The 20,223-nt window shown below is 73.1% G+C and carries 18 protein-coding genes and 2 pseudogenes; 11 read left to right on the top strand and 9 right to left on the bottom strand.

Going from position 1 to position 20,223, the window contains the following annotated elements; translation table 11 throughout:
* Positions 1-44 precede the first annotated feature (44 nt).
* Together AB0N27_RS11120 and AB0N27_RS11115 are read right to left on the bottom strand one after the other, a co-directional pair.
* Complete coding sequence (locus AB0N27_RS11120) at positions 45-1,172, bottom strand: sulfite oxidase (protein ID WP_364366818.1); 1,128 nt, start codon at positions 1,170-1,172, stop codon at positions 45-47.
* A 128-nt stretch (positions 1,173-1,300) separates the two neighbouring features.
* Positions 1,301-1,933, bottom strand: coding sequence for a class I SAM-dependent methyltransferase family protein (locus tag AB0N27_RS11115; protein ID WP_364366815.1), 633 nt, complete (start codon positions 1,931-1,933; stop codon positions 1,301-1,303).
* A gap of 144 nt (positions 1,934-2,077) precedes the next feature.
* Between AB0N27_RS11115 and AB0N27_RS11110 the strand changes: the two are divergent.
* Positions 2,078-2,650: pseudogene (locus AB0N27_RS11110) on the top strand (M23 family metallopeptidase); the annotation flags it as partial.
* Between the two features lie 77 nt (positions 2,651-2,727).
* Here the strand turns inward: AB0N27_RS11110 and AB0N27_RS11105 are convergent.
* Positions 2,728-3,117 (bottom strand): nuclear transport factor 2 family protein, encoded by a 390-nt coding sequence (locus AB0N27_RS11105; RefSeq protein ID WP_364366812.1) that lies wholly within the window; start codon positions 3,115-3,117, stop codon positions 2,728-2,730.
* Positions 3,118-3,185: 68 nt separating this feature from the next.
* On the opposite strand from AB0N27_RS11105, the gene AB0N27_RS11100 reads away from it, so the two are divergent.
* Positions 3,186-3,965 carry a helix-turn-helix transcriptional regulator gene (locus tag AB0N27_RS11100; RefSeq protein WP_364366809.1) on the top strand — a complete coding sequence of 260 codons (780 nt, stop codon included), beginning with the start codon at positions 3,186-3,188 and terminating at the stop codon, positions 3,963-3,965.
* Positions 3,966-3,972: 7 nt separating this feature from the next.
* Here the strand turns inward: AB0N27_RS11100 and AB0N27_RS11095 are convergent, their stop codons facing one another.
* The 5 genes from AB0N27_RS11095 to AB0N27_RS11075 all read right to left on the bottom strand — a co-directional run bounded on the left by AB0N27_RS11095 (position 3,973) and on the right by AB0N27_RS11075 (position 9,714).
* On the bottom strand, positions 3,973-5,154 hold the full coding sequence (locus AB0N27_RS11095; protein WP_364366806.1) for an aminotransferase class V-fold PLP-dependent enzyme: 1,182 nt from the start codon (positions 5,152-5,154) through the stop codon (positions 3,973-3,975).
* A 44-nt stretch (positions 5,155-5,198) separates the two neighbouring features.
* The gene (locus AB0N27_RS11090; RefSeq protein ID WP_364366803.1) at positions 5,199-6,326 is read right to left on the bottom strand and encodes a tyrosine-type recombinase/integrase; all 1,128 of its coding nucleotides are present in this window, start codon (positions 6,324-6,326) and stop codon (positions 5,199-5,201) included.
* Positions 6,327-6,607: 281 nt separating this feature from the next.
* Positions 6,608-7,807 carry a DNA-processing protein DprA gene (gene dprA / locus AB0N27_RS11085; protein WP_364366800.1) on the bottom strand — a complete coding sequence of 400 codons (1,200 nt, stop codon included), beginning with the start codon at positions 7,805-7,807 and terminating at the stop codon, positions 6,608-6,610.
* The gene (locus tag AB0N27_RS11080; protein WP_364366796.1) at positions 7,804-9,324 is read right to left on the bottom strand and encodes a YifB family Mg chelatase-like AAA ATPase; all 1,521 of its coding nucleotides are present in this window, start codon (positions 9,322-9,324) and stop codon (positions 7,804-7,806) included. The genes dprA and AB0N27_RS11080 overlap by 4 nt, the downstream gene beginning before the upstream one ends.
* A gap of 30 nt (positions 9,325-9,354) precedes the next feature.
* Positions 9,355-9,714, bottom strand: coding sequence for a YraN family protein (locus tag AB0N27_RS11075; protein WP_364366793.1), 360 nt, complete (start codon positions 9,712-9,714; stop codon positions 9,355-9,357).
* Between the two features lie 164 nt (positions 9,715-9,878).
* Here AB0N27_RS11075 and AB0N27_RS11070 point away from each other — a divergent pair.
* The 8 genes and pseudogenes from AB0N27_RS11070 (at position 9,879) to AB0N27_RS11035 (ending at position 18,851) form a co-directional block, all read left to right on the top strand.
* Positions 9,879-10,911: pseudogene (locus AB0N27_RS11070) on the top strand (hypothetical protein).
* Positions 10,912-11,343: 432 nt separating this feature from the next.
* The gene (gene rpsB / locus AB0N27_RS11065) at positions 11,344-12,252 is read left to right on the top strand and encodes a 30S ribosomal protein S2 (RefSeq protein ID WP_364366790.1); all 909 of its coding nucleotides are present in this window, start codon (positions 11,344-11,346) and stop codon (positions 12,250-12,252) included.
* A gap of 134 nt (positions 12,253-12,386) precedes the next feature.
* Positions 12,387-13,214: a translation elongation factor Ts gene (gene tsf / locus AB0N27_RS11060; RefSeq protein ID WP_139586974.1), complete on the top strand. Its 828-nt coding sequence runs from the start codon at positions 12,387-12,389 to the stop codon at positions 13,212-13,214.
* 161 nt (positions 13,215-13,375) lie between these two features.
* Positions 13,376-14,143: a UMP kinase gene (gene pyrH / locus AB0N27_RS11055; protein ID WP_364366786.1), complete on the top strand. Its 768-nt coding sequence runs from the start codon at positions 13,376-13,378 to the stop codon at positions 14,141-14,143.
* 49 nt (positions 14,144-14,192) lie between these two features.
* The gene (gene frr / locus AB0N27_RS11050) at positions 14,193-14,750 is read left to right on the top strand and encodes a ribosome recycling factor (protein ID WP_121655235.1); all 558 of its coding nucleotides are present in this window, start codon (positions 14,193-14,195) and stop codon (positions 14,748-14,750) included.
* Positions 14,751-15,026: 276 nt separating this feature from the next.
* Complete coding sequence (locus tag AB0N27_RS11045; RefSeq protein WP_364366782.1) at positions 15,027-16,406, top strand: phosphatidate cytidylyltransferase; 1,380 nt, start codon at positions 15,027-15,029, stop codon at positions 16,404-16,406.
* A gap of 104 nt (positions 16,407-16,510) precedes the next feature.
* Positions 16,511-17,668: a 23S rRNA (adenine(2503)-C(2))-methyltransferase RlmN gene (gene rlmN, locus AB0N27_RS11040; RefSeq protein WP_364366780.1), complete on the top strand. Its 1,158-nt coding sequence runs from the start codon at positions 16,511-16,513 to the stop codon at positions 17,666-17,668.
* A 31-nt stretch (positions 17,669-17,699) separates the two neighbouring features.
* Entirely contained in the window at positions 17,700-18,851 is a 1,152-nt protein-coding gene (locus tag AB0N27_RS11035) for a DivIVA domain-containing protein (protein WP_364366777.1), read from the top strand.
* Between the two features lie 81 nt (positions 18,852-18,932).
* Here the strand turns inward: AB0N27_RS11035 and AB0N27_RS11030 are convergent, their stop codons facing one another.
* Entirely contained in the window at positions 18,933-19,154 is a 222-nt protein-coding gene (locus AB0N27_RS11030) for a DUF2631 domain-containing protein (RefSeq protein ID WP_151490290.1), read from the bottom strand.
* Between the two features lie 92 nt (positions 19,155-19,246).
* On the opposite strand from AB0N27_RS11030, the gene AB0N27_RS11025 reads away from it, so the two are divergent.
* Positions 19,247-20,113, top strand: a complete 867-nt coding sequence (locus AB0N27_RS11025) for a tetratricopeptide repeat protein (RefSeq protein WP_364366772.1) — start codon at positions 19,247-19,249, stop codon at positions 20,111-20,113.
* Positions 20,114-20,223 lie beyond the last annotated feature (110 nt).

Genomic DNA, 20,223 nt, shown 5'->3' with positions numbered 1-20,223 from the left:
CCGGGCCACGCCGCGGGCCCCCCACCCGTGGCCTGACCCGCCTGTCACTCGGCCGGCACCACTACCTCGACCCGCTGTACCAGGTTGTTGGCGAAACCACCCCGGTTCCACGGCTGTTCCACCGGCTGGGTCCGCCCGGACGCGTCGGTCGCCCGCGCGCCGAGCACGTACCGGCCCGGCGTGGCGGTCCACTCGTACCGCCACCGCCGCCAGGCGAAGTCACCACCGCCCGACGGGTCCAGCTCGGCCGACGCCCAACTCCTGCCGCCGTCCGTGGTCACCTCCACGGCGACCACAGGCGCGTGCCCCGACCAGGCCCGACCATCCACAGTGCACGGCCCGGGCCGCACCACCCGGCGGCGCGACATGAAGTCGGGAAAGCCGGGCGGGCGGACCAACGCGCGGGGCTCGATCCGGGTCACCGGCACGCCCGGGTCGTCGGCGTCGCGGCGCAGCCGGTACGCCACCGCGTTCTGGTAGCCCTCGAACGGCTCGGTCCGGACCTCCACCGAGTGCAGCCACTTCACGTGCGCCATGCCGTACCAGCCGGGCACGATCAGCCGCAGCGGGGCGCCGTGCTGCGGCAGCAGGGGAGCGCCGTTCATCTCGTACGCCAGCAGCACCTCGTCGCGCAGCGCGTCGGCGACCGGCAGCGCCCGCTGGTAGTCCTGCTCGATTCCGCGCTCGACGCCGTGATCGGCGCCGGTGAAGACCACGTCGACCGCGTCCGGCGCGAGGCCCGCGTCGCGCAGCAGCGGAGCGAGGGGCGTACCCGTCCACTCGGCGTTGCCGACGGCCTCCACGAGCCACGGCTGGCTGACCGGCCGCGGGTGCAGCAGCGCACGGCCGTTGCCTGCGCACTCAAGCGTGACCTGGTGGGTGACCCGGGGGCGTTCGCGCAGCTCGGCCAGGCTGACTGTCAACGGCCGGTCGACGGCACCGCCGACGGTCAGCGCGTGCGTGGCCGCGTCCACCTCCGGGATGTCGTAGTGGATCAGAAGGTAGTGCAGGCCGGCCGGGGTGACGTCGTACCGCAGCGCCTCCAGGGGGATGCCGTGGTTGCGGGCGGCCAGCTGCAACTCGTCCGCGCTGATCGCCTCGTCCGGCCCGGCGAGCCTCGACGGGCCGCTCACCTCGTCCAGGGTCGGCATCCGGTCATCGACACTTGTCATGTGGGGGGCCTCCCTGGTCCGGACGGCTGCGCGCGCCGCACCGGCCCAGCCTAGGCCCTCGCCGTCGACGCGGGCACGGCCCGGCGTTCGACCGCGACGGCGGCCGGCGGCCGTCCGGCCGGCGGGGTTCAGTCGGTCAGGAAGCGGAACATCGTCACGCCCCGCGGCAGTGGCCGGGGCTCGCCGACGAGCCGGTGTACGCCGACGCCCACCCGGTGCGCCGGGGTGCTGACCGCCACCTGCGCGAAACCCTCCTCGGCGAACCAGTCACAGATGGTGGGCACCAGATCGGGCTCGCCCCGGTGCCTCGTCCAGATCACCGTGCCGCCGCTCGCGCAGAGCGCGGCGCAGTGCCCGACGGTCGCCCGGATGTCGAGGTCCGATACGTTCCCGAACACCCCGCAGAACAGCACCAGGTCGGCAGGTGTCAGATCGGCGTACGCGTCGGTCGCCGCCGCGTCGCCCGCCACCACCCGGACGCCCGTCAGCCCGGCCGCGTGGACGGCGTCCTTCGCCAGCGCGACGTTGCGCGGGTCGAGTTCGACGAGGCGGGCGGTCACATCGTCCCGGCGGGGGTGCGCGGCGAGCACCGGGATCAGGTCCCGCCCCTGACCGGCGCAGGCGCTGATCACCCGCAGCGGCCCGGCCGGCGCCCGATCGAGAGCCGCCCGGACCTGTTTGCGCACCTCGGCGAGGCGGGCGGCCAACGCCGAACCCGGCCTGTCGTAGTCGTCGTGCCAGGAGAGCCAGTCCTTCGTCATCGGCCCAGCCTAGGCAGCGTCCGCGAGCGGCGGGACATAGCAGATCATCGACGGGTCCGGGTGCTCGTCCACAGCACCTCCGGTTGTCCACAGCGTCGCGGTGCGGGATGGCGGACGATCAGGCAGTGGCCGGAGGCTGCCGTCATGCCACAGTCATCCGCCCGCCGTGCCTGCTCGGTCGGCCGCACCGTCCTGCTCCGCGCCGCGTTCGCTCTCGTGCTGGCCGTGCACCTCTGCGGGCTGACCGTGCTCGTGGCGGCAGCGCCGGGCCACCCACCGCCGCGGGCGGTGCCGGTGTCCTCTGCGGTAGACGTCGGCCCGGGGCGGTTCCGTTTGCCGCTCGACGGCCCGCCGACCCCGGTACGCCGATTCGACCCACCGCCCCGGCCATGGCTGGCCGGGCACCGGGGCGTCGACCTGGCCGCCCCGGCGGGCGCGGTGATCCGCAGCGCCGGGCCGGGCACTGTGCTCTTCGCGGGCCTGGTGGCCGGCCGCCCCGTGGTCACCGTGGGGCACGCCGGTGGGCTGCGGACCACCCACGAGCCGGTACGGCCGGCCGTGCGCCACGGCCAGCCGGTCACCGCCGGCGGGCCGCTGGGCGAGCTGCTGCCGGGGCATCCGGGCTGCCCGACCGAAGCGTGCCTGCACTGGGGTCTGCGCCGGGGCGACGAATACCTGGACCCGCTGGCACTGCTCGGCCTCGGTCCGGTGCGACTGTTCGCGGTCGCCGGCACCGGCGCGCCGACCGGCCCCGCCGACAGGCGCAGCCGGTCAGCCACGCCGCTCGTCGGCGATCAGTGCCGAGCTGACTGCCACCACGACGCGTTGGCCGCCGCGTGGGCCACCGGTTCGATGACCTCCCACACCTCGGCGATGAGCCCGTCGGTGAGACGCAGGACGTCCACGACCACGATCTCCGGCCCCGGGTCGGGCAGTCGGCGCCGCGAGTGCACCACGACGTGGTCACCCTCGGTCAGCAGGTGCAGGATCTCGACACGCATCCCGGCGGTCGGGCCTGACGCCGCTCGGACAGCGGCGAGCCACTCGGCCCTCGTCGAGGTTGTCGAATCCGGTCGATGGTGAACGAAGTCCTCGCTCAGGAACGAGGCGAGCGTGTCGACGTCACCCGTCTCGACCAGCCCCGCTAGTGCACTGTGGACGATGGCCTTGTTCTCGGTCGTCATGGGCGCAAGTGTTTGCCCGGCCCGTCCGGTTGTCGATGACATCGCATGTCATGGCGTCCGGCACGACGATGAGTACGCTCCTGACCGTGCACACCGTCGGGCAACTTCTGCGGCAGTGGCGGCAGCGCCGAGGGCTCAGCCAACTCGACCTGGCGATCGCCGCGGATGTCTCCGCCCGGCACGTCAGCCTCGTCGAGACCGGCAGGTCCAGGCCCAGTCCGAACATGATCCTCCGGCTCGCCGACCAGCTCCACGTGCCGCTGCGTGACCGCAACCGGTTGTTGCTCGCCGCCGGTTTCGCGCCCCGGTACGCGGAACGCCCCCTCGACGACACCGCCCTGTCGGCCGCCCTCGATGCGGTCCGGCGGGTCCTTCAGGCGCACGAGCCGTTCCCGGCGCTGGTCTTCGACCGCCGGTGGAACATCGTGCTGACCAACCGCGCGGTCGACCCGTTCTTCGCGCATGTCGCCCCCGACCTGCTGCGGCCACCGGTCAACCTGATCCGGCTGGGCCTGGACCCGCGCGGGCTCGCGCCCCTGGTCGTCAACCTGGCCGACGTGCGCGCCGTGTTCCGCAGTCGGGTCTCCCGCCAGCTCGCCGCCGCCCCCGACGAAGAACTCACCGCGCTCTACGAGGAACTGCTCAACCCCCTGCCCGAGGACCCGGTCGACAAACGGGTCGACGCCGACGTGGTGATTCCGATGATCCTCCGGATCGGCGGGCGGGAGCTGCGGCTCTTCTCGACGATCACCACGTTCGGCACCCCCACCGACATCACGGTCGACGAGATCGCTATCGAGTCCTACTACCCGGCGGACGCGCAGAGCGCGGCCTACTTCACCGGCTAGCGGACCGTCAGCGCTGGGCGAGCAGGGCCGGCAACCGCACGGCCAGCCGTTCGTACTCGCCGGCGCTGTTGTACACCTGACCGGCGAGCCGCAGCCATCCCCTGCCGTTCCAGCCGATCACGGCGACCTCGGCGGCGAGCCGCTCGCTGATCCGTGTCTGCAGGGCCCGGGCCGCCTCGATGGTGGTGGCGATGCCGGCGGGCAGCGGAATGAGACGCATGGACACCCCCGGTCCGCCGGGGTCGGGCAGTTGCGCGGGGGGCACCCCCAGCGCGTCCCCCACGACCCGCTGGCCGTACGCGGCGAGCGCGGAGTTGTGCGCCCGTACCCTGTCGACGCCGAGACTGCGCAGCGTGAACAGGCCGGTGGGGGCGGCCAACCAGGACGTGTAGTCCAGGGTGCCCTGCCATTCGACCCGAGCCGGGTAACCGGCGTCCTGCTCCCAGGAGACCACCAACGGCTCGATCCGGTCCCGCCACCCCGGTGCCACCGCCAGCAGCGCCGTCCCTCGTGGTGCGAACCCCCATTTGTGCAGGTTGCCCGCCCAGAAGTCGGCGCCGATGCTGCTCACCGTCGCGGCGAGCATGCCCGGGGCGTGCGCGGCGTCCACCAGGACCGGCACACCGTGTTCGTGGGCCACGGCGACGATGGCGGCGGTCGGGAAGAGTCGGGCGGTGACCGAGGTCAGCTGGTCGATGACGAGCAGCCGTGTCCGTCCCGGACGCAGGCCGGCCCGGATGGCCTGGACGATCTGCTCGTCGGTGTCGGCCAGGGGGATCGGCAGGACCCGGTTGACCGCCCCCGACCGCCGGCACTCCCGCTGGATGGCAAGGGTCACCGCCCCGTACCCGTGGTCGGTGGTGAGCACCTCGTCGCCCGGTTTCAGGCCCACCGACTGGAGCACCACGGCGACGCCTGTGGTGGTGTTGCCGACCAGGGCACTGCCCTCGGGGTCGGCGCCCAGGAACCCGGCGAGGTGCCGGCGGGTGTGCGCGATGCGGTCGACGAGGCCCTGGGTGAAGAAGCGCAGCGGGTTGGCCTCCATCTCGTCGCGCAGCCGCTGCTGGGCCCGCTGCACCGCGATCGGCGCCGCACCGAACGCGCCGTGGTTGAGATAGCTGACCGCCGGGTCCAGGGAGAAGAGCAGGCGGGCGCCCGGGATCGGCTCGGGAGGCTGCGGGACGCTCACCCGATGATCGTAACCGCCTGGCGTTCCGCCCTCGGGGCCGTTGATCAGGCGCGCGGGTGCGCCTGGCGGTAGGCGGCACGCAGCCGTTCCACCGAGACGTGCGTGTATATCTGCGTGCTGGCCAGCGACGAGTGGCCGAGCAGTTCCTGCACGGCGCGCAGGTCCGCGCCGCCCTCCAGCAGATGGGTGGCCGCGGAGTGGCGCAGCCCGTGCGGGCTCGTCCGCGGTAGACCCGCGGCCTCGGCGTACCCACCGACGACCGTGCGCGCGGTCGTCGGGTTGAGCCGACCACCCCGGGCGCCGAGCAGCAGAGCACTGCCCGAGTGGGCGCCGACCAGCACCGGCCGGCCGCGGAGCAGCCACTCGTCCAGGGCCCGCTGCGCCGGCACCCCGTACGGCACCGAGCGTTCTCGCCCGCCCTTGCCGAACACCCGGACGACCCGCCGGCCGTGATCGACGTCCCCGATGTCCAGCCCGCAGGCCTCGCTGACCCGTACCCCTGTGGCGTAGAGCAGCTCCAACAGCAGCCGATCGCGCAGCAGCACCGCCTCGGCCACCGGCCCGCCCGCCGTGTCAGCGGTCTTCACGCCAGCGCCGTCAGCGGTCTTCGCGCCAGCGCCGTCGGCTGTCGCCTCCACCACGGTGGCTCGCTCGGCGTCCATCCCGCCTGCGGTCACCGCCGCCGTGGTCGTGTCGTCGGTGGTGGTGTCGTTGGTGGCCGTGTCGGTGGTGCTCGTCGGCCGCCGGGAGGGTGCCTCGACGAGGGCGGCGGCCTGGTCGGCGCGCAGGACGCTGGGCAGCTCCCGGTGCGCACGCGGGCTGGCCAGCGCCGCACCCACATCGGCGGGGAACAGGCCGGCGCGGTGCGCCCAGGCGCTGAACGCCCGCGCAGACGCGGCCCGCCGGGCCAGCGACGTACGGGCGGCGCCCGTGGTCCGCTGCCGGGCCAGCCAGCTGCGCAGCACCGACAGGTCCAGCTCGCCCAGCTCGACGCAGCCCATCCGGACGGCGTGGTCGAGCAGCGACACGACATCGGTGACGTACGCGCGGACGGTGTGCGCCGACCGGTTACGGACCCGGGAGAGGTGGTCGGCGAAGTCGTCCACCGTATCGCGCAGCGCCGGCGGGAGCTCCTGGTGGGTGGCCCGGGTGCCCCGGGCGGACCGGCTCATCGCCGACGCGCCGGTCGTGGCCGCGTGGACGCCCGCCGCACGGCACGGGCACCCCCACTGACAGCTGGCACGGCACCAGCGTACGGCCGGGTGTCCCGCACCGCCGGCACGCCGATGTCAGCTCTGCCTAACGGCGGTTCGACCGCCTGACGAGGAACAGGACCAGACCGCCGATGAGGACGGCGGACGTGACAAGACAGCACAGCGTGGCGATGTGCCACGGCCTGATCGCACCCATGACCGTGGACCGTACCGGTCCGTCCGCGCACCCGTCGCCCCGCTCAGGTGCCCTGCTTGGCCTTGGCCTTGGCCGTGGCGGGCGGGGCGAGGGCGTAGCCGTCCTCGCGTCGGACCACCATGGACAGCTGCTCCAGCAGCGACAGCTTGCGCAGCGCGGTCCGCACGTCGACGCCGGCGCGGCCGGCGAGCCTGTCCACGTCCATCGCCCCCCGGCGGGGGAGCGCCTCCAGCAGCGACCGGGTGTCGTCGTCAAGCGCGTCGGTCGGACGCTGAGGGCCTCGGGCCGGCGGAGCCAGGTCCGCGCCGATACGACCCACCTCCTCCAGCACGTGTGCCACACCGGTGACCAGTCGTGCCTTGGGCTGGTCGCGGAGCAGTTCGTGCGCGCCGACCGACATGGCCGAGGTCACCGGCCCGGGCACCACCATCGCCACCCGGCCGGTGTGGATGGCCCGCCGCGCGGTCTGCGTCGCGCCGCTGCGTGCCGACGCCTCCACCACGACTGTGCCCAGCGTGCCCCCGGCGATCACCCGGTTGCGGATCAGGAACCGGGGCCGCAGCGGCTCGGCACCCGGTGGCCACTCGCTGACCAGCAGGCCGGTGTCGGCGATCCGGTCGAAGAGCGCTGTGTTGCCCATCGGGTACGGCCGGTCCACCCCGCAGGCCAGCACCGCGACTGTCAACCCGCCGGCGTTCAGGGCACCCCGGTGGGCGGCCGCGTCGATGCCGAAGGCGCCGCCGGACACCACTGTCCAGTCCCGCTCGGCCAACCCGTACCCCATCTCGGTGGCGACGTGCTGGCCGTAGCCGGTGGCGGCCCGCGCGCCGACCACCGCCACCGAACGCTCCAGCGCCTCGCCGAGCGACCAGCCCCCGCGTACCCAGAAGCAGAGCGGCGGCGCGGTCTCGCCGTCCACCCGGCGGGTCACGTCGGGAAGTCGCAGCTCGGCGAGCCCACCGACCCGGGTCGGCCACTCCTCGTCGTCGGGGGTGACCAGCCGCGCCCCAAGCCGTTGCGCCCGCTCCAGCGCCTCGGCGGCGACCGCCCGGGCGTCGCCGGTGGCCGACCGCGCCGCCACGGTGGCGTGCAGCCAGCCGTCCGGGCTGCCGCCGTCGAGCAGCAGATCCAGTGTCGCCACCGGCCCGAACCGCTCGACCAGCCGGTGCACCACCCTGGTGCCAGGCTCGGCCAGCCAGGTCAGCGCCACCCGGGCCAGCCGGCTCTCCTCGTCGGCGCTCACGTCGCCTCCCCCGTCCGTAGTTGGGTCGCCTCACGGACGTCGTCCAGATCCGGCCGGTCCCGACCGTCCAGATCCGCGATCGTCCACGCCATCCGGATCACCCGGTCGAAGCCGCGCGCCGACAGCGAGCCGGAGTCGAGCCGGCCACGCAACTCGGCGGTGACCCGGGCGGGCAGCCGCCACGGCGGCCGGCGCAGGTGCGGGCCGTCCACCTCGGCGTTGAGCCTCCGGCCCAGGCCGGCCCAACGGGTGACCGCCGCCCGGCGGGCCGCCGCCACCCGCGCGGCCACCGTGGCCGACGACTCGGCGTCGGCGCCGGACGCCATCAGCTCCGCTGCCCGGACCGGCATCAGCCGCACCTGCACGTCGATCCGGTCGAGCAGCGGGCCGGAGAGCCGGCCGAGGTAGCGGCGGCGTACCAGTGGCGTGCACTCGCAGTGCGCGTCGCCGGACGGCTTCGCGCACGGACACGGGTTGGCTGCCAGCACCAGCTGGGTCCGGGCCGGGTATTCGGTGCCACCGCCGCTGCGGCTCAGCTGGATCCGGCCGTTCTCCAGTGGCTGGCGCAGCGCCTCCAGCGCGGCCTTGCTGAACTCGGGGGCCTCGTCGAGGAAGAGCACCCCGCGATGGGCCAGCGACACCGCCCCGGGCCGGGCCAGCCCCGAGCCACCTCCAACGAGCGACGGAACACTGGCCGTGTGGTGCGGCGCCTGGAACGGCGGACGGCGCAGCAGGTGGCCGCCCGGCGGCAGCAGCCCGGCTACCGAGTGCAGCGCCGTCACCTCCAGCGCCGCGTCGTCGTCCAGCTCCGGCAGGATCGACGGCAGCCGCTCGGCCAGCATCGTCTTGCCCGCCCCGGGCGGGCCGAGCAGCGCCACGTGGTGCCCGCCGGCGGCGGCGACCTCCAACGCGCGCCGCCCCAACTGCTGCCCGGCGACCTCGGCGAGGTCCGGGCCGCCGGCGTCGGGTGTCGGAGTCGTCTCCGGTGGCTCGATCAGCGGGGTGCCGTCGCGGACGAAGGCGACAAGTCGGTGCAGGGTGTCGACCGCGCGCACGCGTACGCCGGGGATGACCGCGGCCTCGGCGGCGTTGCCGGCCGGCACGATCACCCGCCCGACGCCGGCGCGGGCCGCGGCGGCGACCATCGGGAGCACGCCCCGCACCGGCCGAACCGTCCCGTCCAGTCCCAGTTCGCCGAGGATGACCACCCCCTCCAGCGGGAGCAGCGGCAGCTCACCAGAGCCGCCCAGGAGCGCGGCGGCGATCGCCAGGTCGAAGGCCGAACCGAACTTCGGCAGTGTGGCGGGCAGCAGGTTGAGGGTGATCCGGCGGTTCGGCCAGCGCTGGCCGGAGTTGACCACGGCGGCGCGGACCCGGTCCCGCGCCTCGTGCAGGGCGGTGTCCGGTAGCCCGGAGATCACCACGGCCGGTAGCCCGGCGGCCAGGTCGGCCTCGACCTCGACCAGGTGGCCGGTGACCCCGACCAGCCCCACGCACAGCACCTTCGCGTAGCTCACGGCGCGTCACCGACCCGGTCGGTGCGCATCTCAGAACGCGCCCTTGAGGTGGTCGACCTGAGCCGGACCGCTGTCGGGCAGCCGTACCGAGAGCACGTCGAACCGCACCTCGTCGGCGTTCGTGCCGGTCTCGGCGAGCCACCGCGCGGCGAGACCGCGCAACCGACGTGCCTTGGCCGGTACGACAGCCTCGGCCGGTGTGCCGAAGTCGTCGCCCCGGCGGGTCTTCACCTCACAGAAGGCGAGCACCGGCCCGTCCCAGGCGATGATGTCGATCTCCCCGGCCGGGCAGCGCCAGTTCCGGGCGACCGGGCGCAGCCCCGCCTCGGTGAGGTGCCGGGTGGCGCACCGTTCGCCGTACGCCCCGACGGCCTGGTTCCGCTTCGTCATGCCCGGCACGCTGCCCGCCGGGCGGGGGGCGGCGCGACCCGTGGTCCCCGCACCTGTGGACAAGGGGCGACCTGTGGACGACCGGACGATCAAGCCCGCGCCGTGCTATGCCGCGGGTCGAGGGGCCGACCCGCGCCGCTGGTGGCGGGGCGGGGCGGGCCGAAATGGCGCGGCCGTGGCTGGTCGCATACGGTGCCGGACGTGGACGGACGACGGAGCTTTCCCGAAGATCAAGAGTCGCGCTGGTATCCCGACGAACGGGGTCGCGGCTACGGCGAGACGGAGTGGCGTGCAGCGGGTGAACCGCGATACGGGGACAGTGAGGTTCCCGAGCAGCGTGGCGCGGACGGCAGCCGGTACGACGAGGACACCGGCGCCGGTCGCCGCCGGGAGCCCGACTCGGGCCGCTTCGGGGCGGTGGACGCGGGTCGTTTCGGTACGCCGGAGTCGGACTCCGGGCGCTTCGGTGCTGTCGACGTCCCGCCGCCCCGCTTCGGTACGCCCGAGTCCGACTCGGGACGGTTCGGCGCGGTCGACCCGCTTGGTGACGCGCGGCCGGAGGGGGAGGGTTATCGGGCAACCCGCTCGCGCAGGGCGGATCGGGATCCCTCGGAGACCTCGGGTGAGCTGCCCGGTCGACGGGCGGCCCGGGAGCAGGCGCCGACCCCGCTGACCGCCGCAGCGCCGGAGGTCGTCGCGGACACCCCACCCGCCGCAGTGCTCGCCGACCAGACCCGGCCCGCCCCGCTCGGCGGGTACCCGATCATCGAACCGACCCGGGGCGCCGGCGAGACGCCGCACCCGCTGGAGATGCCGACCGGCCCGATGCCCGGTATCGGTCCCCGTGTCGACCCGCCCGTGGTCGAGTCGCCGGCGTACCCCCCGGTCGCCGACGGCGTGTACCGGAGCCGCCGGCCGGTGCTGGCGGTGCTCTTCGCCCTGCTGGTGTTGATCTTCGAGGTGCCGGCGCTGCGGGTGCTGCTGGCCGGCGTGACAGGCGACCCGGTGTCCGCCGGGAACGTGGTGGCGGGCATCGCCCTGGTCGCCGGCCTGCCGATCCTCGCGACCGGGCTGTACGGGCTGCGGACCGGCGGCCTCGCGCTCTCCGACTCCGGCCGTGGCTGGCTGCGCCCGCCGGCGGCCTACCTGACCGCCGGCCTGGTGCTCTTCGTGGCCGCCGCGCTCGCCGCCGGCTGACCCGGTCCGGACCTCCCGGTCTGAGTGATCCACGGCCGCCCGGTGCGGCTGATGATCCACCCAACAGCACGGAAATAGTGGCCTCCACCGGCAAGGAGGCCACTATTTCCATGAAGTAGCGCGATCAAGCCGCGGCCAGGCGGCAAGGCCCGCGATCAAGCCCGGCCAGGCAAGGACGAGCCGGGAGAGCGCGGTCGCGCGGCACCCCGGGCAGCACCCCGGGGCGGCTGGGCGGGGGAGGCGCGTACACTTGTCGACTGGCGACCGCCTTGCGCGGTCGACCTCGCGTGCCCTCTTCACGAAATCGTCGTGGAGCGACGGCCTCCCTGGTCCCGATCCTGATCGGGCCCACCATGGGCCGGCGACCAGGCACCAGGACGCCCGGCCACCGGCCGGGCGTGACAACCAGGGATCTTGAGGAGTAACCCAACCATGGCCGTCGTGACCATGCGTCAGCTGCTGGAGAGCGGTGTCCACTTCGGGCACCAGACCCGCCGCTGGAACCCGAAGATGAAGCGCTTCATCATGACCGAGCGCAACGGCATCTACATCATCGACCTGCGCCAGACTCTCGACTACATCGAGAAGGCGTACGAGTTCGTGCGTGGGACCGTCGCCGAGGGCGGCAGCATCCTGTTCGTCGGCACCAAGAAGCAGGCCCAGGAGGCCATCGCCGAGCAGGCGACCCGGGTCGGCCAGCCGTACGTCAACCACCGCTGGCTCGGTGGCATGCTCACCAACTTCCAGACCGTGTACAAGCGGCTCCAGCGGATGAAGGAGCTGGAGGGCCTGGGTGACCTCAGCGGCACCGCCGCCGGTTACACCAAGAAGGAGACGCTCCAGCTCTCCCGCGAGAAGATCAAGCTGACCCGCACCCTCGGTGGTCTGCGGGACATGCAGAAGCTCCCCGCCGCGGTCTGGATCGTCGACACCAAGAAGGAGCACATCGCCGTCGACGAGGCCCGCAAGCTGGGCATCCCGGTGATCGCGGTGCTGGACACCAACTGCGACCCGGACGAGGTCGACTTCCCGATCCCGGGTAACGACGACGCGATCCGCTCGGCCGAGCTGCTGACCAAGGTCGTCGCCGCCGCCGTCGCGGACGGTCTGATCGCGCGTTCCGGCCGTCGCCGGGGCGGGGACGAGAAGCCCGAGGGTGTCGCGAGCGACGAGCCGCTGGCCGAGTGGGAGCGCGAGCTGCTGGAGCCGAAGAAGGCCGACGAGTCGGCCGCCCCGGCCGAGCAGCCGGCCGCTGCCGCTGCCGAGCAGCCCGCCGCTGCCGCTGCCGAGCAGCCGGCGCAGGCCGCCACCGAGCAGCCGGCGGCCGCCACCGCGGAGTGACCGCGCCGTCGCTGCCCCGCCGTCCGTTTTCGCGGACGGCGGGCAGCGGCGGTACGTCGGGCACGATCCGCCCGGATCCGGGTAACCGGCACCTCTGACCATCCACACGCCGTCTCAACACCGAAGAGAGAGCCATGTCCCAAATCACCGCCGCGGACGTCAAGAAGCTCCGCGACCTCACCGGCGCCGGCATGATGGACAGCAAGAAGGCGCTGACCGAGGCCGAGGGCGACTTCGACAAGGCCGTCGAGATCCTGCGCGTCAAGGGCGCCAAGGACGTCGGCAAGCGGGCCGGTCGTACGGCCGCCAACGGTCTGGTCGCCCACTCCGGCAAGGCGCTGCTCGAGCTGAACTGCGAGACGGACTTCGTCGCCAAGACCGAGTCGTTCATCGCGCTGGCCCAGCAGCTCGTCGAGCACGGTGAGCGCTCCGGCGTGAACACCGCCGAGGAGCTGCTCGCCAGCGAGCTCGACGGCAAGGTCGTCGCCGACCTGATCCAGGAGCAGTCCGCCAAGATCGGCGAGAAGCTGGTCCTCAACCGGTTCGCCAAGGTCGAGGGCACCACCGCGGTCTACCTGCACCGCAAGGCTCAGGACCTGCCGCCGGCCGTTGGCGTGCTGGTGTCGTACACCGGCAAGTCCGACGAGGCGGGCGACGCCGACGCCCGTGGTGTGGCCATGCAGATCGCCGCGATGCGGCCGAAGTACCTCACCCGGGACGAGGTTCCGGCCGAGGTCGTCGAGTCCGAGCGGCGCATCGCCGAGCAGACCGCCCGCGAGGAGAACAAGCCCGAGGCGGCCCTGCCGAAGATCGTCGAGGGTCGGGTGAACGCCTTCTTCAAGGACTACGTCCTCGTCGAGCAGGCGTCGGTGGCCGACAACAAGAAGTCGGTGAAGCAGGTGCTGGCCGAGGCCGGCATCGAGGTCACCCGCTTCGTGCGGTTCGAGGTCGGCCAGGCCTGAGCCGCCGCCGGGCGCCGCGCGCGCCCGTGGGCGCAAGACGTCGATGAGGAGGCCGCCGGTGTACGTGACAGGCACCGCGGCCTCCTCGTCACATAGGGTCGGCAGCGGCAGGTTCGCGGTACGCGCCGCACGGGGCGTGCGCGTGGGGAAGGGCGGGGCGGATGACGCAGGTTGTGAGTGACCGGACGCTGGCGGTGGACGATCCGACGGCACCGCCGCCGGGACGTGCCCGCCGGGTGGTGCTGAAGCTCTCCGGTGAGGTGTTCGGTGGCGGCGCGATCGGCGTCGACCCGGACGTCGTCCAGGCCATCGCCCGGCAGATCGCGACGGTGGTCCGTCGCGGCGTGCAGGTCTCCGTGGTCGTCGGCGGCGGCAACTTCTTCCGTGGCTCCGAGTTGCAGAAGCGGGGGATGGACCGGGCCCGCGCCGACTACATGGGCATGCTCGGCACCGTGATGAACTGCCTCGCGTTGCAGGACTTCCTGGAGAAGGAAGGCATCGAGACCCGGGTGCAGAGCGCCATCACGATGGCCCAGGTCGCCGAACCGTACATTCCGTTGCGGGCGATCCGGCACCTGGAGAAGGGCCGCGTGGTCATCTTCGGCGCCGGCGCGGGCATGCCGTACTTCTCCACCGACACGGTGGCCGCCCAGCGGGCGCTGGAGATCCGGGCCGACGTGGTGCTGATGAGCAAGAACGGCGTGGACGGCGTCTACACCGCCGACCCGCGGATCGACCCCACCGCCAGCAAGCTCGATTCGATCACCTTCTCCGAGGTGCTGCGCCGCAACCTGCGGGTGGCCGACGCGGCGGCGTTCAGCCTCTGTATGGAGAACGGCCTGCCGATGCTGGTCTTCGGCGCGCAGGGTGACGACACCATCATCCGCGCGGTGGGTGGCGACAAGATCGGCACCCTGATCACCGCCTGACGACTTTCAGCAGAGCCCACGACGAGCACAGAAGGAGGCGAGGAGACCGGTGATCGACGACACCCTCCTCGAGGCCGAGGAGAAGATGGAGCGTGCGGTCGAGCACGCCAAGGAGGAGTTCGGCGCCATCCGCACCGGCCGCGCCAACCCCGCCATGTTCTCCAAGATCATCATCGACTACTACGGCACGCCCACGCCGCTTACCCAGATGGCGTCCGTCGCGATCCCTGAGCCGCGGATGGCAATCATCAAGCCGTACGACAACTCGCAGATCAACGCGATGGAGAAGGCGATCCGCGACTCGGACCTCGGGGTGAACCCGAACAACGAGGGCAACCAGCTGCGCATCCTGCTCCCGCAGATGACCGAGGAACGCCGCCGCGACATGATCAAGGTGGCTCGGCACAAGGGCGAGGAGGCCAAGGTGGCGATCCGCAACGTCCGCCGCCGTGGCAAGGAGGAGCTGGACCGGATCGTCAAGGACGGCGAGGCCGGCGAGGACGACGGTCGTCGTGCCGAGAAGGAGCTGGACGACCTGACCCAGCGGTACGTCGCCAGCATCGACGACCTCGTCAAGCACAAGGAGACCGAGCTTCTCGAGGTGTGACCCCGGCATCCGTACGCTGCGACGAGGCCCGACCCGACTCCCGGGGCGGGCCTCGCCCGCGTCCGGCACACGCCGGGGGAGTGCTCCGGGGGCCGCCCTCGTCCGCCTCGCCCGGACGGCGGGTGCAGTAGGCTCGGCAGGATTCCCGACCACCGGGCGGTGAACACCGGGAATCGACCGACCGTCGGGGCGGTCAATCGGAGGAACATCGCGCGTGTAGGGGATGGTTGTGGTCTTGCGTCATGTGGTCGTTCTCGAGCCACGTCGCGGTGCGTGATGTCCCACCCCGACCCCTACGTGGGAGAGCCGCGCGGCTGGGACCGGCCGGAGCGTCCGGTGGCGCTGCCCTGGCCGGAGCCCGAGATCGAGGCGGGCCAGTGGAGTGGCCGCCCGCCCGGCCCTGAGCTGTACGCGGAGCCACGCACCCGCCCGTACGCCGAGCCGGTGCCGGCGGACCCGTACGACGAGCGCGGCCGGACGGCCCGCCCGGACGACCGCTTCGACGAGCGCGACCGGAACCAACCCGACCGGTACGACGACCGCCGTGGTGGTCGGTTCGCTGACCGGCCGCCCGCCGGCCGCGACGCTTCGACCCGTCACGACGGCCCGCAGCGGTACGACGAGCCCGGCCGGTACGACGGCCCGGAGCCCTTCGGCGGGCCGGGCCGCCTCGACGACGACACCGACTATCCGACCGCTCAGATCGCCCCCATCGGGGCCGAGCTCGGGCCGGACCTGGATCCGGTGACCGAGCCCGATCCCGTGCCGCCGGCCGGCCGGCGGCCGAAGGGCCGACGTCGGGCCAGCGTCGACCGGCCGGCCACCCAGCAGTTGGGCACCGGGCGGGCGGGCCGCAACCTGCCCGCGGCGATCGGTGTGGGGCTGGGCCTCGGTGCGCTGATCGTGGTGCCGCTCGTCTTCTACCCGTTGGCGTTCCTGCCGGTGGTCGCCGGTGCGGTGGCCATCGGCATGTGGGAGATGGCCCGCGCGGTCCGCCGTAGCGGGGCGCACCCGCCGTTGGTGCCGTTGATCGCCGGTGGCGTGCTGACTGTGGGTCTGGCCTGGTTCGCCGGCCCGGACGCGCTCAGTCTGGGGCTGCTGGTCACCGTGCTGGGCACCATGATCTGGCGGTTGGGCGACGGCCCGGCGGGCTTCCAGCGGGATCTGACGGCGGCCACCCTGATCGCGGTCTACGTGCCGTTCCTGGGGGGTTTCGCGGCGCTGCTGGCGGCGGCCCCCGACGACGGCCCGCTGCGCATTCTGGCCACACTTGTCGCGGTGGTCCTCTCCGACACCGGCGGGTACGCGGCAGGTGTCTCGTTCGGCAAGCACCCGATGGCCCCGTCGATCAGCCCGAAGAAGTCCTGGGAGGGCTTCGCCGGTTCGGTGAGCGCGGCGGCGCTGGGCAGCGCGCTGCTGCTGTGGCTCATGTTGGACGTGGCGCCCTGGTGGGGCGCGCTGTTCGGGGTGGCCGTCTCGTGCGCGGCGGTCCTCGGTGACCTCGCCGAGTCGATGATCAAGCGGGACCTCGGGGTCAAGGACATGAGCAACCTGCTGCCCGGGCACGGCGGGCTGATGGACCGCCTGGACTCGATCCTGTTCGCGGTGCCGACCGCCTACCTGTTGCTGGCGATCTTCGTGCCGGTGGTGGGGTGAGGCATGGATCACCGCGTCCCGGTCTTCCCGATCCGGCGGTCGGGACCGGTTCGGCACCTCCGGACGGGTCTGTGCCGCCCCAGGCGTGACACACTGGACCAGCCATGACGAGCCTGCCCCTGATCCCCGCCATCTCGGACGCCCCCGCCGCGCGCCGGGCCTCCATGCCCCCTCAGCACCTCGCTGACCTGGACCTGGCGGGCCGCCAGGCGTTGGTCGCCGAGTTGGGTGAGCCGGCGTTCCGCGCCAAGCAGGTCTCCAACCACTACTTCGGGCGGCTCGTCCGCGACCCGCAGGCGATGACCGACCTGCCCGCGGCGACCCGGGAGCGGCTCGCCGACCAACTGCTGCCCAAGCTGCTGACCCCGGTCCGGGAGCTGGCCTGTGACGACGGCGCCACCCGCAAGGCGCTGTGGAAGTTGCACGACGGCGCGCTCGTGGAGAGCGTGCTGATGGGTTACCCGGACCGGGTGACCGTCTGCATCTCCAGCCAGGCGGGCTGCGGCATGGCCTGCCCGTTCTGCGCGACCGGCCAGGCCGGGCTGACCCGCAACCTGTCCACCGCCGAGATCGTCGACCAGGCGGTCTACCTGGCCGGGGTGGCGGCGTCCGGCGCGGTCGCCGGCTCACCGCCCCGGCTGTCGCACGTCGTCTTCATGGGCATGGGCGAGCCGCTTGCCAACTACAACCGGGTGATCGCGGCGATCCGTCGCCTGGTCAGCCCCGCTCCGGAGGGCCTCGGCCTGTCCCAGCGGCACATCACCGTTTCCACGGTGGGCCTGGTTCCGGCCATCCGCCGACTGGCCAGCGAAGACCTCTCTGTGACCCTTGCGTTGTCGTTGCACGCCCCCGATGATGATCTGCGCGACGAACTCGTGCCGGTGAACCAGCGCTGGAAGGTAGCCGAGGTGCTGGACGCAGCGTGGGACTACGCAGCCCGGACGGGCCGTCGCGTGTCGATCGAGTACGCGATGATCAAGGACGTGAACGACCAGCCGTGGCGAGCTGATCTGCTCGGGCGGCTGCTGGCCGGCAAGTTGGCGCACGTGAACCTCATCCCGCTCAATCCGACGCCGGGCAGCCGCTGGGACGCGAGCCCGAAGCCGGTGGAGCGGGAGTTCGTCCGGCGTTTGCGCGACGCCGGGGTGTCCACCACCGTACGGGACACCCGGGGTCGTGAGATCGACGGCGCGTGTGGCCAACTCGCCGCCGCCGAGGACACCGACACCAACACCGACCGCGCCGGAGATGCACCGGCGTGACCGGGCGTGGCGAACGAGACCAGGAGACATAGTGGCGAGTCAGGGTCAGCGTTTCCGGCGCAAGGCGCTCCGCCGGGGATACAAGGTCGACGAGGTGGATGCCTTCCTCGACCGGGTCGAGGCGACGCTCGACGGCCGGCAGGTCGGGGCGCCGGTGGCCTCCCAGGAGGTCCACGACGTCGTCTTCCGGGTCCGGTTCAACGGTTACGACGAGTGGCAGGTCGACCTGCACCTGGACCGCGTCGAGCGGCAGCTGGCCGAGTTGGAGGAGCGCACCGGCGCCGGGCGCGGCGGTGACCCCCGGATGGGCCCTCCGGACCGGATGGGTCCGCCGATGCGTGACGACCGTGGTGGCATGGTCCCGCAGCCGATGCCACCCCGGCCGATGCCGGCGCAGCCCGGCCCGCCCGACAGGTACGGCCGCTACGACGAGCCCACGGGCGCCTTCGCCGGTGGGTACGACGCCCCGCGTGGCGGCTACGACGCGCCGCGCGGCCCGGCCGGCCCCGGCCCGATGGGCCCCGGCGGCCCGATGGGTGGGCACGGTGTGCCCCCGCGTGGCCTGCCCGCCGGCCCCGGCGGTTACGGCCCGCCCGACGACCAGCGGATGCCCGGTGGCTACGGCCCTCCGGACGACCAGCGGATGCCCGGCGGCTACGGCCCGCCCGACGACCCGCGTTCGTCCGGCGGCTACCCGCCGGAGGAGCCGCGCTTCGACGGTTTCGAGGCCGGCCGGCACGGTCGCGCCGACATGACCGCCGAGATCCGGATGCCGGAACGGGACCTGCGTGACATGCGACGTGGTCCGGCCGGCCCGCCGCCGATGCCGCAGCCCGGCATCGGTGGTCCGCCGATGGCCGGTCCGCCCGCCGTCGCCGGCCCCCCGATGGCCGGTCCGCCGGTGGGTGGCCCCCCGATGGCCGGTCCGCCCGGCAGCGACCTGTACCGGGTCGACCAGATCCGGCGCAGCTTCCAGGTGCGCCGGTTCGGCAGCGGATACGACCCGGACCAGGTGGACCGGTTCTTCGAGACCCTGCTCGGCGGCATGCAGCGCCGCAACCCGATGCCTGTCGACCCGAAGGACCTGGACACGCTCCGGTTCGGCCTGGTGCCCGGCGGCTACTTCGAGGCCGAGGTCGACGCCGCGCTCAAGGACGTACAGGACATCCTGTTCGGGCGCTGAGCCCGACGCGTACGCGACAAGGGCCCGTCCCCCGGGTGGGGGCGGGCCCTCGTCGTACGCCGGTTGGGTCGTCCGGCGGGGTCAGGAACGCAGACCGTTGCGCCGCAGCACGGCGTCGCCGATCACGATGATCAGCAGCAGCGCGGCCAGGCCGACCAGCCAGATGTCCTCGACCCTGCCCTCGTGGTTGCCGCAGATCATCGCCAGCAGCGCCAGCGCGGACAGCACCGCGCCGATGCGCCCGGCCTTCCGGTGCCCAGGCTTGTGCTGGTCTGGCGACGTTACCGGCTCGCTTCCTGCCACTGTCGGTCCTTCCCTCGCGATCGGATCTTTGGTTAGTCTGGCACGCCTCGTGCCGGGCCCGGCGCAGGGTCCGACCAGATGGAGGGGACGACGTGACCCGCGAGGAGGATCGGGAGCTGCTGAAGGCAGCCTACGAGGCGTGGGAGTCCGAGGACTGGCCGCAGGCGGGCGAACTTCTGGAGCGGTTGGCGCGGCGACACCCCGACCACCCGAGGGCAGGGGTCTGGTGGTACGACGCGGCGCTGGCGTACAAGTTCCTGCGTAACTGGGCGAAGGCGTATGAGCTGGGCCGCGAGGCGGCCGCCCGAGCGGACCGTGACGCGCAGGATCCGGCCTTCTGGAACCTCGGCATCGCGGCGACGATCATGGAGGACTGGGCGACCGCCCGGTACGCCTGGCGAGGCTTCGGACTGACCGTGCCGGACGGCGACGGCGAGATCGTCGCGGACTTCGGAGTCACTCCGATCCGACTCGGTCCGGCCGGCACCAACGAGGTGGTCTGGGCGCAGCGACTCTGCCCCACCCGAGCCCGGGTGCTGAACGTGCCGACCCCGGAGTCGGGCCGTCGGTTCGGTGAGGTCGTGGTGCACGACGGCGCGCCGAACGGGGAGCGTGTGGTGGACGGGCGGACGTACTCCGTCTTCGACGAGCTGCTGCTGTTCCGGGCGTCCGCACTGCCGACAGCCACCGTCCACGTCACGGCCGCGACGCCGGAGGACGTCCGTGCTCTGGCGGCGCTGTTCGACGAGCACGGCTACGCGGCGGAGCCGGCCAGCGGAGTGCGGTTCATCTGCTCCTGCTGCAGCGAGGGGAACGTGTCGCAGGACGCGGACCACCAGGTCGGTGGCGCGCAGCAGGTGAACGTGGCGGCCCCGGCCGACGAGATCCCCCGCCTGATGGACGCCTGGCGTGGGGCCGACCCGTCCCGTCGCAGCTGGACGTCTCCGGCCGCGAACTGACCGGCGGCGGGGCGGGCCTTTTGACCCCTTGAGGGCGGGCGGAACGACACTACCGGCGTCGCGGGGCGGCGGTCAGACTCCCTCCGGTAGCGTTTGGCGTACACCTGATT

Origin of the sequence: Micromonospora sp. NPDC093244, from assembly GCF_040683695.1 — a bacterium.
GTDB lineage: Bacteria > Actinomycetota > Actinomycetes > Mycobacteriales > Micromonosporaceae > Micromonospora.
This window is presented reverse-complemented; position numbering and strand designations above follow the sequence as displayed.